General features: G+C 62.8%; 10 protein-coding genes. 6 read left to right on the top strand and 4 right to left on the bottom strand.

Annotated elements, in window-relative coordinates:
- Positions 1-391: 391 nt before the first annotated feature.
- A complete protein-coding gene (locus tag Pan216_RS24745; protein ID WP_145262395.1) occupies positions 392-3877 on the bottom strand; it encodes a PVC-type heme-binding CxxCH protein in 3486 nt (1161 codons plus the stop codon).
- A gap of 295 nt (positions 3878-4172) precedes the next feature.
- Here Pan216_RS24745 and Pan216_RS24740 point away from each other — a divergent pair, with 295 nt between their 5' ends.
- Positions 4173-4712, top strand: a complete 540-nt coding sequence (locus Pan216_RS24740; protein WP_145262393.1) for a sigma-70 family RNA polymerase sigma factor — start codon at positions 4173-4175, stop codon at positions 4710-4712.
- Positions 4709-6364: a LamG-like jellyroll fold domain-containing protein gene (locus Pan216_RS24735; RefSeq protein WP_419192953.1), complete on the top strand. Its 1656-nt coding sequence runs from the start codon at positions 4709-4711 to the stop codon at positions 6362-6364. Before Pan216_RS24740 ends, Pan216_RS24735 begins: the two co-directional genes overlap by 4 nt.
- A gap of 136 nt (positions 6365-6500) precedes the next feature.
- Here Pan216_RS24735 and Pan216_RS24730 read toward each other — a convergent pair whose 3' ends face one another.
- On the bottom strand, positions 6501-8132 hold the full coding sequence (locus Pan216_RS24730; RefSeq protein WP_419192952.1) for a LamG-like jellyroll fold domain-containing protein: 1632 nt from the start codon (positions 8130-8132) through the stop codon (positions 6501-6503).
- 61 nt (positions 8133-8193) lie between these two features.
- Entirely contained in the window at positions 8194-8748 is a 555-nt protein-coding gene (locus Pan216_RS24725) for a sigma-70 family RNA polymerase sigma factor (RefSeq protein WP_419192951.1), read from the bottom strand.
- On the opposite strand from Pan216_RS24725, the gene Pan216_RS24720 reads away from it, so the two are divergent.
- From Pan216_RS24720 to Pan216_RS24700, 4 genes are all read left to right on the top strand, one after another.
- A complete protein-coding gene (locus tag Pan216_RS24720) occupies positions 8747-9922 on the top strand; it encodes a DUF1559 family PulG-like putative transporter (protein ID WP_145262386.1) in 1176 nt (391 codons plus the stop codon). The genes Pan216_RS24725 and Pan216_RS24720 overlap by 2 nt on opposite strands.
- A gap of 222 nt (positions 9923-10144) precedes the next feature.
- Positions 10145-10555, top strand: coding sequence for a hypothetical protein (locus Pan216_RS24715; protein WP_145262384.1), 411 nt, complete (start codon positions 10145-10147; stop codon positions 10553-10555).
- A gap of 527 nt (positions 10556-11082) precedes the next feature.
- Entirely contained in the window at positions 11083-13413 is a 2331-nt protein-coding gene (locus Pan216_RS24705; RefSeq protein ID WP_145262380.1) for a PSD1 and planctomycete cytochrome C domain-containing protein, read from the top strand.
- 195 nt (positions 13414-13608) lie between these two features.
- Entirely contained in the window at positions 13609-15081 is a 1473-nt protein-coding gene (locus Pan216_RS24700) for a DUF1501 domain-containing protein (protein WP_145262378.1), read from the top strand.
- Between the two features lie 230 nt (positions 15082-15311).
- On the opposite strand, the gene Pan216_RS24695 is transcribed toward Pan216_RS24700, so the two are convergent.
- Positions 15312-16205, bottom strand: a complete 894-nt coding sequence (locus Pan216_RS24695; protein ID WP_145262376.1) for a sugar phosphate isomerase/epimerase family protein — start codon at positions 16203-16205, stop codon at positions 15312-15314.
- Positions 16206-16218 lie beyond the last annotated feature (13 nt).

Here is a 16218-nt window from a genome sequence, read left to right as displayed (position 1 = left end):
GCGCGGTTCGACGTGGTGGGGAGACGGGTCGGAGGGAGTCTCGGCAGGCGGTTTTGAAGCGATTCTCGACCGAAGTGACGCGAATCCGCGCGCGAAACCATCCGTTCTGGACGCATTCTCGACCAAAAAGCGCCGAAATCGCGCAAAAGGGAACCGGATGGCCTTCGATCAGGCGCAGTTGCGAAATAGGGGTTGGAGCTGTGCTCTCTTAGGGAGATGGTTGTCGCGGGAGTCGTGCGATGACGCGACCCCCGCGGTGTTGATGGCGGCGCCGCACTGGCTGGCAAGCGGCCAGTGGCACCCTGAAATGTCCCAATCCTCTTTGCGTGCCCACGACGAGTGTGAGCATGCGGCATCCAAGACTTGGCACCCTGAGAACGAAGAGGGCCGCCTAGCGGTTGCGGACTTCGATGATGTACTTCATCAAGTCGTCGAACTCTTGGCGATTCTTCAGTTGCTGGGCCAGACTCTTCGGCATGAGCGAGACTTTCGACTCGACGACTTCATCGACGTCATCCATCGGGATGCTGAAGGGCTTCGGCTGAGCCAGGTTCCGCAGCACGATCTCGTCGTCGTTCTCCGAAACGCGAATGCCGGTGACCAGCGAGCCGTCCGCCTTGACCACGGTGACCTGGGCGAACTCCCTGTCGATCAACTTGGAGGGACGAAGGATCGAGTCGACCAGATCCTCGGGCTTGCGCTTGGTCTTCAGCGCCGCGAGATCGGGGCCGACGCGAGGGGTCCCGGTGGGCGGATCGTGGCAAGCGAAACAGGCCGCCGCCGACTTGTAGAAGAGGACCTTTCCCCGCGCGGAGTTGCCCTTGGAGATCGCTTCTTGAGCGAGCACCTCGGGTGACTTGGCCATGAGCGCCTTCTCGAGCTCGAGGTTGACGAAGGCCTCGGCCGTGTCATCCTTCGCGAGCAACTCCTTCTCGATCGGGTGCTCTTCTAGAAGTTCTTCCGGCTTCCAGAAGATCGAGCGGCCGGCGGTCTCCTCGCGAACCCTCGTCACGGTTTCCGGCTTGATTGGATCGGCCTTGTTGCCCCAAGTGTTGCGTACGAATGTCAACACCGCGGCGAGTTCCTCGTCCTTGAGAAGATCGCGGAACGCGGTCATCGGAGGAACGCCCCGAGCCGGATCGTAGGTCTTCCCGCGAACCTTGATCTTGCCCCACATGCCGTGCAGCGCGAGCTTGACGAGTCGATCCTCGCTGCCGGTGACCCATGGGCTGTTGACCAGCGACGGGTAGACGATACCGTTGCCCTGGCCGTTGGTCATGTGGCACGTCGAGCAGTGCGACTCGCGTTGGAAGATCTCGGCCCCCTTCATGTAGACCTTCTTGTCGGCCGGGCTGAGGTGGTTCGGCGCGCGGTACTTCACGAACTTCACTTCGGCGGGCGCGACGAAACCGCGTGCTCCCTTGATGTCGACGTTGCCCCAGAAGTGATTGACGGTGTTGGCCGCGACGCGAGCGTGGTCGACCTGGGAACGAAGGAGCTTGTCGAGCAACTGCTCGTTCTTGACGTTGTGCTGTTGATGCACCCAGAGTGCCTCGAGCAGGTGATGGGCCTCGGTCTCGTCGTTGGGATCGAAGTCCTTCATCCATTCCTGGGTCGCGGCGATGACTTCGTCGGAATCACGCTCGCTTAGTTCAACCCGCGTCCGATGGCGAACGCCGTCGACCGGATGCTTGAGGTTCTCGAGCAAGGCCTCGATCGGCTCGCCGTCGATCTTGACCGGCTTCTGGAGCGGGCGATCCTTGGCGGTGAGACGCAGGATGCGGCCGTGCTTGTGGTCGCGGTTGGGATCGCGGATGTTGTGCTGCATGTGGCCGATGATGACGTTGTGCCAGTCGGCGATGTAGAGGGCGCCATCCTCGCCGACGATGGCGTCGCTCGGTCGGAAGTTGCGATCCTCGCCGTTGACCAGATCGCGGACCGGCGTGCCCCATACTTCGCCAAGCTTGCGCTTGGAGCCGTCACCGTCACGATCGAGGTCGTACTGCCTGATGCCGAGGAAACCGATGACGTTGAGGATCAAGAAGTCCTGCTGCATGTCTTCGGGGAAATGTTGCGACGAGAGGATTTCGTTGGCCGGGACCGGACGAAACTCCTTGTCCAGAAGGAAGTGCATCTTGAAGCCTTCGCCCTCCGGACGGACTTGGTAGGAGCGGCCGCCGGTGCCGTCATTGGCGTAGAGGTAGCCCCAGTAGTCGAACGCCGTGCCGTGCGGGTTGGGGCTGTTCTCGGCGATCGGGGTGATGGCGAAGGTCCGCGGATCGAAGCGGTACATGCCCGAGGAGCCGATGTTTAGGTTCTGGCCCCACGGGGTTTCGTGGTTGTGAACCAGGAAGATACCGCTCTGCCAATAGATACCACCGTCGGGACCGTAGATCAGGTTGTTGGCGGCGTGGTGGGTGTCGGAGGTTCCCAGTCCCTGGAGGACCGGGTAGCGAATGTCGGCCTTGTCGTCGCCGTCGGTGTCCTTCAGGAACCAGAGGTCGGGACCGGAGGTGACCAGGACGCCGCCATTCCAAAACTCGAAGCCGAGCGGGTTGTGGACGTGGGCGAAGATGGTCCGCTTGTCGGCAACGCCGTCATGATCGGTGTCCTCGAAGATCATGAGGCTGTCGTTCATCTCCTTGAGCGGTTCCCACTTGGGATAGGTGTTCCAGCTCGCGGCCCAAAGACGCCCCTTGGTATCGACCTGAAGTTGCACCGGGTTGGCCAGGTCGGGGAACATCTCCTCGGAGGCGAAGACGTTCAGCTCGAAGCCCTCGGGAACCTTGATCTTCTCGAGGCTGTCTTCCGGGCTGAGGTAGTCGACGCTCCCTTCCTTCATGGCGCTGGAACTCTTGCTGCCGCCGCCGACGTTCGACTTCACCGGGACCGGTGGAGGAACGTTGCTGTCGTCGGGCTCGATCTTCTTGCCCTGGGCCACGCCCCAGATGACCTTGTCGCGATTCGCGGTCATGACGTCGAGCATCGCCAACTCGTGCTTGAGCACGTCGGCGTTGGTCTGGCCGTCGACAAAAGAGAGAGTCGAACGCCCACCCCAGACGTCGTTGCCGTCGGTGGCGTGGTAGCGGTTGTGCCAGTGCCAGTTCTTATCCTTGACCGCCGCATAAAGATCCTCAAGTGAGTCCGACGGGGGAGCGGGCTTGTCGAGGAGGGCCTCCGACATGATGCCGGCGAGCTTTTCGTAGCCCTTCGCGTTGAGGTGGATTCCGTTCATCGTCAGTTGGTCGTCGCTCTTTTCGAAGAGCTCGAGCGTCGGCGTGAAGAGATCGACGAAGGTCGCTCCGGACTTCTCGGCGGCTCGTCGCGTCGCCTCGGTGTACTCGGCGAGTTGGGCGTTGAGTTCCTTGCCGTCGGGCAGGTTGGGGTCGCCGGTGTTTTCCGCGGCGATCGGGCTGAAGAGGACGAAGCGGGCGTCGACGTCCTTCTCCTTGCGGAGCTTGCGATAGCGATCGACCAGTTTGACGAGTTCGTCCTCGTAGGCCGCGGCTTTCGCGGGGCCGCCGAACGACTCGTTGTAGCCGTAGAAGACGAAGATGGCGCTGGGGCCAACGTGTTGCAGGTACTCCTCGTCGTTGGTGAAGCCCTGGCTCCGTGGGCGTCGGTTGACGATATCGCCTGAGAAGGCCATGTTGCGGAAGCGGACGTTCTTGTCGCCGAGGTGGCTTTGCAGGACGGTCTCGACCCATGGGTCGTGCTGCATGCGGTCGGCGAGTCCGTTGCCGAAGATCGCGACGACGTCATCGTTCTTGAAGGCGAAGGGTGATGGCGATTCGGTCTTCGAATCGTCCGCACCTTGCACGGTAGCCCAAAGGCCCGCGGCAAGGGCGATGGCACCTAAACCACTCAAATAGCGCATTTTGTGAAGGTTCCCCTGTCGGAAGGTTGTTTGGCGATCGTTTTGGCCGTGTCCCGATCGCGGCGGTGGGTTCGGATAACATGGAAATGTCCGGATGGGCCGGATTGTAAACCGAACGTCGCAAAAATTTCAAAATCGCCATCATCGGGTTAACAGGACGCCGTCGCAAAACATTTCCTAAAGGGATGGACGGCAGATCCGTCGGTCGTGGCATCGTTGGAGTCGTGGGCCATGACGTCCATGGCGATGGCCACGGGACTGACCCGAAAGAGGAACAACTGGCGTTTCGCGTGCCATGAGCAAACCATCATCCGAGAACGACAAGGTGCAGGCGTATTCACGCCTCCTCGTTGCCAATCAGCGGCGAATCTACGGATTCATCCTGTCGCTGGTTCACGATCGCGCCGCCGCGGACGACATCTTGCAGGACGTCAGCTCGCTGCTCTGGGAGAAGTTCGACCGCTTCGAGCCCGGGACTGACTTCGCGGCGTGGGCGATGAGCGTCGCGCGGCTGACGATACTCAACTGGCGCCGTCGGCAGCAGAAGCTCCCGCTTCCTCTCGACGACAAGCAGTTCGCCCTCTTGGCGGATGCGGCCGTCGCGGTCAGTTGCGAGATGGAGGATCGCCGCGAGGCCCTCGGCCATTGTCTCGAGAACCTGAGCGACGAGAATCGCGGCTTGCTCGTGCAACGCTACGAGTCGAGTCAGCCGGTCGCGGCGATCGCCGAACAACTCGGCCGGAGCCGGGTTGCGATTCACAAACGACTCAATCGAATCCATCACCAGTTACTGGAATGCATCAACCGTCGCCTGGAGACGGGGGGAGCGACATGAGCGACGCGGGAAACTCTTGGCACGGCCGCTTCGACGAGCTGGTCGGCGAACTTCGCGATGGAGAGCTGACCGAGGAGCAGTCGGCCGAACTGAACGCGATGTTGGATCTGCACGCCGGGGCGCGACATCGCTTCGCCGAGCAGATGCAGTTGGCCGCTCTGCTGGAGGATGAGGTCGCGCTCGGCCAGTTGGAAGAGAGCAACAGCGGCGCGCCCGCGAATCGCTTTCTCGCCAAGCCGGGCTATTGGTCGGCGGCGGTCGGGCTAGCGTGTTCGATCGCGGCGTGTGTCGCCCTGGTTGTCTGGTTCCGTGCCCCGGGGAATCTGCCCGGCGGCGAATTGGCCCGAACTGTCCCCGAGCCGACACCGGTGTCGTTCGTTCAGGGCGATGACGAAACGATCGACGAGGGAGTCGCGGTCGTGACTCGTGCGTTCCGCGCGCAATGGGCGAACGACGATGTGCCGCTCGATGCCGGATCGACGGTGACGCCGGGTCTGTTCGAGCTCGAGTCGGGATTGGTGCAGTTGGAATTCTACTCGGGGGCGGTCGTGATCGTGGAAGGTCCGGCGAGCCTCGAGTTTGTCGACTCCGAGAAGCTGGTCTGCCACACGGGCAAACTTCGCGCTCGCGTCCCGCCGGCGGCGCATGGCTTCACCGTGCTGACTGGCCAGTTCGAGCTGGTCGATCTCGGGACCGAGTTCGGCGTCGACATCGCCGACGACGGTAGCGCCTCGGTCCACGTCTTCGATGGAAAGGTCGAGATTTACGAGCCCGGGTCGAACCGTTCGATGGCGACTCACCGAGCGCTTGACGCGACCAGTGCCGTCTCGGTGTCGGTCGATGGTACCCGGCATGACGTCCGTCCCGAGCCGGCGCGGTTCATCTCGGCGAGCGAGTTGCAGCGACTCGACAAGGAGGAGAGCAAGTCCCGGTTGGCGCAGTGGCGAGAGTACAGCGACGGCCTCAAGTCCGATCCTCGCGTCATCGTGCAGTACTCGTTCGAGCGGCACAACGACGATCCGCGGGTGCTGGTCAGTCAGAAGAGCGACGACCGCTCGCTCGACGGCGCGATCATCGGCTGTTCGTGGTCGGCGGGACGTTGGCCGGGGAAGGACTCGCTCGAGTTCAAGCGGCCCGGCGATCGCGTTCGCGTCAATATTCCGGGGTCGTTCGATTCGATGACCTGGTCGGCGTGGGTTCGCATCGACGGATTGGATCGTGCCTTCAACTCGCTGTTGCTGACCGACGGGTGGGCCTCAATGCGGCCTCACTGGCAGATTCGCAAGATGGGGGAGTTGATCCTCGGGGTTCGCAACAGCGAGGCGAAGAGTCATCGCGACTACCTCTCCGAGCCGCTCATCGACGTCTTCAGCCTGGGACGATGGACCAACCTGGTGACGGTCTACGACAACGCCAATCGCGAAGTAAGGCATTACGTCGATGGCGAACTCTCGGCGAGGGAAGCGTTGGTGCCCGAAGCGAAGGGCCCGCTTGGGATTGGGGAAGCGACAATCGGGAACTGGCTCAATCCGGTCTCGCCGACGAGCAACGTCCGCAACCTCAACGGTCGCATTGACGAGTTGGTCCTCTTTAAGACCGCCCTCACCGACGTGGAGGTTCGCGACCTCTATGAAGCCGGCAAGCCGCAGTGAGCGACGGTCGAGGTTACTCTCCGTCGGGTGCCAAGCCCACGTCTTCATCAGTTCTGGGTGCCAAGCCCACGCGTGCGTGGGCATGCGCGGAGGACGTCGACCATTCAAGTCGACTCCCAAATGACGTGTCGAGAACTTATGGTCGCGGTTCTTCCCAGACGGCGCTGTTTCCCGTCGTGAGTTGCTGCCTACGGTGCTGCCGTGCCTCGGCGATGAGTTCCTCGAGCGGACGTCCAAAGTAATTCGTTCCGCTGGCGACGCTCTCGTGATGGCGAGCGACCTCCTCGGGCGAGAGGGCGAAGTCGTAGAAGGCGAACTCGTCGATCACGCCTTGGAAGGCCTCGTTGACCCGCTTCTCGTTGTTACCGATGACGGCGTTGGCCTTGCCGCCGCTGATGATCAGCGTCCCCGGTTCGACGCGATATTCCTGCCTCACGACGCCGTCGATGTAGAGTCGCTTGACCCCCTCGCGACTGTCGTAGGTCGCGACGACGTGATGGGCGGAGCCATCCTTGAGATCGGCGAGCGTCGGTCGTCCCTCCTTGCCATCGAGGGGAATCTCGAGTTCGCTGTAGCCGTGCCCATCCAGGTGCAGACCGAAGGCGAGACTCGGCCCTTTGGCGATGGGCGGCCGGGTGGGGATCTCGTGATCGTCGTTCTGAAAGCTCAGGAGGATACGGTACTCGCCATCCTCGACGCGGAAGATCTCGTCGTAGTCGAATCTCTCGCCGGTGGTGCGTCCCGCCCCCGTCCAATCCGGGCGGATCAGGGCTTCGACGGTGATTCCGGTCGTGGTGACGAAGCCGCTGGGGGTGGTGGAGCTATTGAAGCCGTTGCCGAGGTTGACCTCGGAGGTCTTGGAGTTGTCGAAGTGGACCGCGCCGCGCCCAATCAGGCCGGGCACGCGCCGCGCGCCGGCGATGATCTTCCCACGCAGCCCGCCGAAGTGATCGACCGCCGGCCCCGAGGTATTGTCGAAGCTGAGGTAGTAGCGCGGCAGTCGGCGTCGCTCTTGCAGTTCGACCTTGCCCTCGAGCACGCGCACCTCGGTTTGGCCGGAGTCGCCGACATGGGCGGTGAAGCGAGTGCCGAGATCGATCACGCTCGCCGCTGGCGTTTCGATGCGGAAGCCGATCGCCTCGGGGGGGACGTCGGCGCTGGCCGAGCCGTGAATGAGCCGAACGCTCATCGCCGACTCGATCCGCAGGGCGGCCTCTTCCCCCAAGTCGATGATGGTGCCATTGCGAAAGCGAATCCGGGCGGTGCCGCGATGGACGCGCAACGTTCCCAGGCCGAGCTTCGCCCCGACGCGGATCGTTCCGCGGCGATCGACCCACTCGACGCTTTCGGCCTCGACGAGTTGGGCGACGGTCTCCGCCAGGAGAGGTCGACGGGACATCAGGGGCGCGTTGAGCGACCACCAGCCGACGCCGATCGCGAGGACGAGACACGCGACCACCACCTGTCCGAGCCAGGTCGACGCGGACTGACGAGAGGGTGTCGCCGTGGAGGTCGGTGGGCAAGGGGCAAGGCGCGCTTCGCCGCAAGGTTCCTCCGCCGACGGTTCGGCGAGGGAGCCTTCGAGGGCCGCGTCGGTCCAGGCTAGGTCGGCGTGGAGGAAGACGTAGTCCAAGTAGGCTTGGCGCGCGGGAGGGCTCGCGGCGACGAGTCGCTCCAGTTCTTGGAGTTCGTCGGCCCCGATGGTGCCATCACACTGGCGGCTGGCCAGATGGAGAAGGTGCTCGAACTGGCGGTAACGCGAACTCATGACTGATCCTGCTTCGACTGAGTGTTCGAGCCCGCGAGGGCGGCGGTCCATGGGGGAACGATCAACTCTCCTCCGTCGCCAAACGGCGATCGATGCACTCGTAGAGGCTGCGGCGGACGCGCTGCAGTGCCTTGTAGACGGTGTGGACCGAGCACTCGATCTCCTCGGCGATCTGTTGCGCCGACTTGCGGGCGCCGTAGAAGAGGTCGAGGATCCGGCGATCGCGATCGGGGAGCTTGCGAAGACAGACGTCGAGGGCCGCCTTGCGCTGGACGAGCACGTCCTCCCGCGCCAACTCCTCGCGTGCCAACTCGTCCATCAACTCGCCGCTGAACCAGAGCTTTTCGCGTCCACGCTTGCGGCGGTAGCGGCGGATCTGGTTGAAGCAGACCCCCTTCGCCCAGGGCAAGAACGGGGCGTCGCGGCGAAAGGTTCCGAACTCCTTCCACAGAATGAGACTTGCCTCCTGGAAGATCTCTTCCGCGTCGGTCTGTTGGTGGACGAAGACCATGATGTACGCGAAGAGTGCGCGATGCGATTTCGAGAAGTACTGGAGGAACTCTTCGTAGTCGTCCCGTTCAGCAGATACCCGTTCGTCCGATCGGGCCATCGACATGATTACGGTTCTCCACGGCGGCCGATCTCTCATCTCGCTCCGACTTGAGCTGAGCGGGCGCGGCTTGACTCGGGGCTTCGCCGCGCGGCAACTCCCATCAACTACTGGCGCCCGCGAAGCCGATTTGGTATCGCGATCCCCGAAAAGGAACTTCAATCTCTTTTTCGTACCAGAATTCGAGCCCGGGCGCCACAAGAACGTAGGGCCGTTCTCTTTCGTTGACGATCACATCTCGAGGTTGGTGCCGATGACGCTTCCCCGCAAGTCTTCCCTGCGCGCGTTTCACTCGTTCCGATTCCTCTCGCTCCGTCGCTCACGGCGACCTCGGGGATTCACCCTCGTGGAACTCCTCGTGGTCATCGCGATCATCGGGGTGCTGGTCGGGCTGCTCCTTCCCGCCGTGCAACAGGCACGCGAATCGGCGCGGCGCATGCAGTGTACGAGCAAGCTCAAGCAGTGGGCGCTGGCGATTCACAACTACGAGAACAGTCAGGGAACCTATCCGCTCGGGACCGTGCGCCTCGGCGCGGTCAAGCGGCAAACCTTTGTTCCCAGTCTTTGGGCGGAACTCGACCAGGTCGCACTCTTCGAGGGGTACAACTTCAACCGCAGCTTTTACCAAGGCGAGAATACGACCTCCGTCCGGACGCAACTGAACATCTACTTCTGCCCTTCCGACAAGCAGGGATACTGGCGCGGGGACGCGAACCTGAGAAGCCGAGGAAGCTACGTCGTCAACTTCGGCAACGGTACCTACCACCAGACGGAGTCCGACTTTTCGGGAGCTCCGTTCGGCCCGAACAAGGTCGTCCGCCCCAGCGATATCCAGGACGGGCTCTCCAAGACAATGTTCATTTCCGAGATCTTGCAGCCGAGCGACGACTCCGATTTCGACTTTCGCGGCGACTTCCTCAACGACGACGAGGCCGGCGCCCAGTTCATGACCCGGTTCACGCCAAACTCGGGCGTCGACTCGACGCGCTGCACGGACCATCCCGACGATCCGGCACCATGCGTCGCGGCGGGAGGTCGGCATCTCGTGGCTCGCAGTCGGCACGCCGGGGGAGTGAATGCCGCGTTCGGCGATGGCACCGTTCGTTTCATGTCCGACTCGATCGCCCTCCCGGTATGGCAAGCGTTGGGCTCGAGTCAGGGTGGCGAGACCGATCGCTGATGCCTTGACCCGTTTGGGTGCTGGAGCGGCACTCGCGGCGGGTTGGTCAGTGTTCCAACATGGAGTTGGTGTTTGTGCAACCCCAACCCTTTGGCGCTGGCTGACAAGCAGCCAGTGGCACCGTAAAGCCTAGGCGGGAGGGTGCTTCCTGTGCCGCGGTGCGTCGTGATCGGGCGATCGGGGTTGGGAGACAACAAGACGAGATTCGTTCGAGGAGAGAGCGTGAAGGCTGATAAGATCTTGTCCGCGATGCGGGCTCTCGGAATCTTGGTGACGCTCGTGCTGATGCCAGCCTGCCGGCAGAGCTCGGGCACCGAGATTGGAGGGAGCGTCCAGTTTCAGGGGCAGCCAATCGACGAAGGGATGATCATCTTCATCTCGCTCGACCCCGACCGGGCTCGAGCGGCGACAGTGATTCGCGATGGCCGCTACGCGCTTCCCATCAGTCCCGGCCGCAAGCGGGTCGAAATCCTCGCGACGCGAACGACGGGAACGCAGCCGGCCTACGAAGGGGATGCCGATTCGCCGCTCGTGGACGTCGTCGAGCAGTATCTACCCAAACGGTTCAATGAAGAGTCCGAGTTGACCTGCACGATCGAGCAAAGTCAGTCTGATCTCGACTTCTCGCTGTAGGGCACTGGTTCGCCTACGTTCTCGGGTAGCACTGGCTGCTTGCCAGTGCCCTGCGGTTCTCGACTTCTCCAACACGAACTTCAAGTTGCGACAGAGGACTATCCGACGGCGGAGTTTGGGTTGACGGCTCAACTCCATCTCATTGGCTGACAAGCAGCCAGTGGCACCCGAATGTCAGAACTTGACGGAGCACCAAACCCAAGAATCCATACCAATCCGCTCGGCAGCGCGCCATTACCTAGTGTCCTGATTGATTCGCTTTTTGTGTAAGTGTCTCTTGGGTGACCTGCCCACGCTTGACGTGGGCATGCGGGACACGCTTGACGTGGGCATGCGGGACACGCTTGACGTGGGCATGCGGGACACGCTTGACGTGGGCATGCGGGACACGCCTTTGCTTCGACGCGTTTCCGCACGAATGGCGGACGAGGTTTCACGCAACGAGCTTGCCAATCAGAGGACACGAACAACGACCGAACCTGGTTCATTGATCTCACGATTCCCGCCCCAGGCAATAGGCCTCACTCATGACACATGCCGCTTCGATCATCTTCCTTCTCCTCGGCGCGACGCCGTCCGAAGCCGATCGGGACCGATTCTTTGAAGAGAGGATCGCGCCCATTCTGCAGCGATCGTGTGTCTCCTGTCATAGCTCCAAGCAGATCGCGCAGGCATCCCTCGAACTCGACACGAAGAAGGGAGTGCTTGCGGGAGGGGAGAGTGGCGCCGCGGTCGTGCCGGGCGATCGCGACGAGAGCCTGCTCCTGGCGATGGTCGAAGGCCCCGACCCGTTGATGCCGCGAGATCGCCCGCCGCTGCGCCCTGACGAGGTCGACTTGCTGAAGGAGTGGATCGATCGTGGGGCACCGTGGCCGGAGGGTCTCGTTCTTCGCGACACCCATCGCAAGAGCCTCGACTGGTGGTCGCTCCAGCCTCTCGAGCGTCCGCGCCTACCGGCCCTGTCGCCGGAGGATCGAGGATGGGCGCGGACGCCGATCGATCACTTCATTCTCGCAAAGCTTCGAGAAAAGGGACTCTCGCCCTCTCCGGAAGCGGATCGGCTCACCCTCATTCGGCGACTCTCGTTCGATCTGCTCGGCCTGCCCCCAAGTCCGGAAGAAGTCGATCGGTTCCTCGGTGATCCCGACCCCGCCGCCTACGAGAAGCTCGTCGACCGGATGCTCGACTCGCCTCACTACGGCGAGCGCTGGGCGCGGCACTGGCTCGATGTCGTTCGCTATGGCGAGACGCACGGCTACGACAAGGACAAGCCTCGGCCGAACGCGTGGCCCTTCCGCGACTACGTCATCCGCTCGCTCAACGAGGACAAACCCTATGGGCGCTTCGTTCGCGAACAGCTCGCCGGCGATGTCATCGCTCCGGGCGACGCCGACGGCGTGATCGCGACCGGGTTTCTCGCGGCGGGGCCTTGGGACCACATCGCCCATGTCGAGGTCGGCGAGGGCAAGGTCGACGGCCGCATCGCGAAGCACCTCGACCGAGACGAGATGGTCTCGACCACCTTCAACGTCTTCATGAGCGCCACCGTCGGTTGTGCCCAATGCCATCACCACAAGTTCGACCCGATCCGGATGGAGGACTACTATCGGCTCCACGCGATCTTCGCGGGAATCGACCGCGCCGACCGCCCCCTCGGGCTCGCCCCCACCAACAAGGGACGGTTCCACGACATCCGGCGGCGTTTGGCGGACCTGGGCGGCAAGCGAGCCGCGAGCGCGAGAAAGAAGGCGACCGCGGAAGTCGCGAAACTCGATCGCGAGATCGCGGCCCTTCGCAAGGAGCAGTCGGCGCTCTTCTCCGGCCAGTTCGTCTACGCGGCGGCGAGCGACTTCGCGCGGCAGGGGCGCTTCGTCCCGACCCGGGGCAAGATGCGGCCGATCCACCTGCTGCACCGGGGCGATATTCGTTCCCCCGGCGAGGTGATGTCTCCGGGAATGCCGCCACTGTGGGAGGAGGCCGGCGAGGTTGAGATCGACGCTGACGCGGACGAGGGGTCACGGCGGCTGGCTTTGGCTCGTTACCTTACCGATCGCGACAATCCACTGACCTGGCGTTCGATCGTCAACCGGGTGTGGCTCTATCACCTGGGCCGCGGCATCGTCGACTCGCCGAATGACTTCGGGCGGATGGGGCTCGAGCCGACGCACCCGGCCCTGCTCGACTGGCTCGCGGTCGAGTTTCGTGACAAGGGAGAGTCACTCAAGGATCTTCATCGACTGATCGTGACGAGTTCGGTCTACCGGCAACAGTGTCGCCACGATCCTCGTGCGGAAGACATCGACAAGTCGAACACCTACTTCTGGCGGATGAATCGTCGCAAGCTCGAGGCCGAGGAGGTGCGCGACGCGGTCCTCGCGACCGCGGGCAAGCTCGACCGGACGTTGTATGGACCGAGCTTCATGGACTTCGTCGTCGAGAAGCCCCAGCACTCGCCCCACTACCAGTACCACCTTCACGATCCCGACGATCCCGCGACCCATCGTCGGTCGATCTATCGTTTCGTCGTTCGCTCGCAGACGCAGCCCTTTCTCACGACGCTCGACTGTGCCGATCCCTCGCAGAGCGTCGCCAAGCGGGACCAAACGACCACGGCGCTTCAGTCGCTGGCGCTGCTGAACAATCCGTTCATGGAGTGCATGAGCGAACATGTCGCTCGCCGGGTCGCCGCCGAGCGATCGTCCCCGCGTGGCCAAATCGAGCGAGCGTTTCGGCTGGCATTGGCCCGCGCGTCGACCGATAGCGAGGCCGACGCCCTCGTTGCCTACGCGAATGAGCACGGGTTGGCGAACGCGTGTCGCGTGATCCTCAACCTCAACGAGTTCGCCTTTATCGATTAGAACTCTTGTCGTCCTCAAGGGGCGGCTGCCACTGGCTGCTGGTCAGCCAGGGAGAAGTGAGTCTTCTCCAATCAAGCTCGCTTCAACGGATGACGAACTCCTTGCGCCGAGAAACCTCGTCAATTCGGAATGCCGAGCGCGACCGCGAGACGGACTGAAATGGAGGGAATAATGTTTCGAGAAGGATACCCGTCGATGCCAACGCCACCGACCCGACGCGACTTTCTGGTTCAGTGCGGCGGAGGAATTGGCGGAATCGCGCTCCTCGATCTGCTCGCCCGTGACGGTCTCGCCGACGGGGCGGTCCAAGAGGCGAAGGGGGCGACGGGGTTGCATCATCCTCCCCGAGCGAAGCGGGTGGTGCAGCTCTTCATGGCGGGCGCGGCGAGTCACGTCGACACCTTCGACTACAAGCCACGCTTGGAACGCGACCACGGCAAGCCATGGGATCCGGGCGAGAAGATCGAACTCTTTCAGAGTTCGCCGGGAGCGACGATGGCGCCGCCCTGGAAATTCAAGCCCTACGGGGCCTCGGGAAAGCATCTCAGCGAGGTCGTCGCTCCGTTGGGCGAGGTCGTCGACGAGATTGCCTTCGTCCACAACGTGGTCGGCAAGACCGCGGTTCACAGCCAGGGGACGCTCTTGCAGTCGACTGGGTTCGCGACGCCGGGCTTTCCGAGTGCCGGGTCGTGGGTTTGTCATGGCCTGGGGAGTCTCAACGACAACTTGCCCGCCTTCGTCGTCTTGCCGGATCATCGCGGTTTCGCGTCCAATGGGACGAAGAACTGGTCGTCGACGTTCCTTCGGGCCGAACACCAAGGGACGGTGATCAGGCCAGGCTCGGATCAACCGATCGCCGATCTTTTTCCACCCAAGAGTGATTACATCACCAAGGCCGGCGACAAGGCGGGACGGAAGCTGCTCGAACGCCTCAATCGTGAGCACCTGGAAGGTCGGGAAGGGGACTCGCGACTCGATGCGCGGATCCAGTCCTACCGGCTCGCGGCGAGCATGCAACTCCACGCGACCGAGGCGCTCGATATTGGGAGCGAACCGGAGCACATCAAGCGGATGTACGGGCTCGCTCCCGAAGGGAGTAAGGTCGACGACTCCACGATCAACGACGTCGCGGAGACGGCGTTCTTCGGCGAGCGCTGCCTGACCGCCCGAAGGCTTCTTGAGCGAGGGGTTCGCTTCGTTCAGATCTGGAGTGGCAACGACAACGGCTTCCCACGGCGCAACTGGGATTCACACGAGGACATCGGGCGCGACCATGGCCCGTTGGCGCTCGGCATGGCCCGAGGGACCGCGGCGCTGATCAAGGACTTGAAACAACGGGGGCTGCTTGAGGACACGATCATTCTCTGGACGACCGAGTTCGGTCGCATGCCCTGTTCGCAGGGAAGTAAGGGCCGCGACCACAACCCGTTCGTCTTCACCAACTGGCTTTGTGGAGGCGGCATCAAGGGAGGCGTCACCAGCGGCGAGAGCGACGAGTGGGGCTTTCGACCCGCCGATCGCGCGCACCCGACGCAGGTGTATGACATCCATGCGACCCTGCTTCATCTGCTCGGCATCGATCATCGCAGGCTGACGGTCCGGCACAACGGCATCGATCGCCGCCTGACCGATGTCCACGGCCACGTGATCCGGGAGATCGTGGCGTAGGGTGATTCCCGCCTCAGGTTGGTAGATCGATGGTATGACGTGGGAGACGATCGCTTGCCTCTGATGGTGGGGCAAGACCCACCCTGCGAAAGAGATGTGTTCTGGTAACATCGCTTGGGGTGCGATGCCCGCGCTTGCGTGGGCATGCGGGAAAGGTCACGCTTGCGTGGGCATGCGAGAAAGGTCACGCTTGCGTGGGCATGCGGGAAAGGTCACGCTTGCGTGGTGAGTCACGAAGTCGCGGGCCAGTGCTGGGCCATCTTTCCTTTGAGGAACGCGACACTTCGCTTAAGTTGCTCGAAGCCGTCGACCCCGTCCTCGATGCTGATCCAGCCGTCGAAGCCTTCGCCCGCGAGGATCGAGAAAATCTTGTCGTAGTCGTTGAGCCCTTGGCCGATCTCGCCGTGGGAGAGTCGCGCCGCATAGCCCTCGACATTCATCTCCTCACGCCGTAGATCGTCCCAGGTCCCCTCGGTGAGAAAACGGTCCGAGGCGTGCATCGTGACGACGCGACGCTTCACCCGTTCGAGTAGCTCGATCGGGTCCTCGCCGGCGAGCAGCGTGTTGGATGGATCGTAGTTGACGCCGAAATGGGGGGAGTCGAGCTTCGCGATGAGATCGCAAAAGACGTCGGCGTACTGGGCGAACTCGGGGTAGGTCCAGTAGTTGTCCTTGTAGTGGTTTTCGATGATCAGCGTGACGCCCACCGACTCGGCGTGGGGCAAACAGGCCTCGATACACTCCGCGGCGTAGCCGATCCCTTCCTCACGACCGACCTCGGGGCGACGCTGCCCGGAGAGGACCCGGCAGTAGGTCGCGCCCAATTCGGCGGCCATCGTGATCCAGTGTTTCTCTTGCTCGACTTGCTTGCGCCGGAACGCGGCGTCAGGATGAGTGAAGTCGGGCGAACAGCAGAGCATGGGGATCGCTAGCCCGTGGTCGGCGGCCATTTTCCGATAGGTCGCCCAGCGGGAGGGATCCTTCAAGTCCAAGAGCCCGCTGTAGAACTCGAGCCCGTCGATGTCGAGCTTGGCCCCCAGTTCGATCCACTCTTCCAGCCGCATCGAGCCGTCGATGCAAAGAGCGTCCATGTAGGCTTTCGGAAAGGCGGCGAGTTTCGGCATGGGATGACCTCTT

Origin of the sequence: Kolteria novifilia (genome assembly GCA_007748055.1) — a bacterium.
Taxonomy (GTDB): Bacteria; Planctomycetota; Planctomycetia; order Kolteriales; family Kolteriaceae; genus Kolteria; species Kolteria novifilia.
This window is presented reverse-complemented; position numbering and strand designations above follow the sequence as displayed.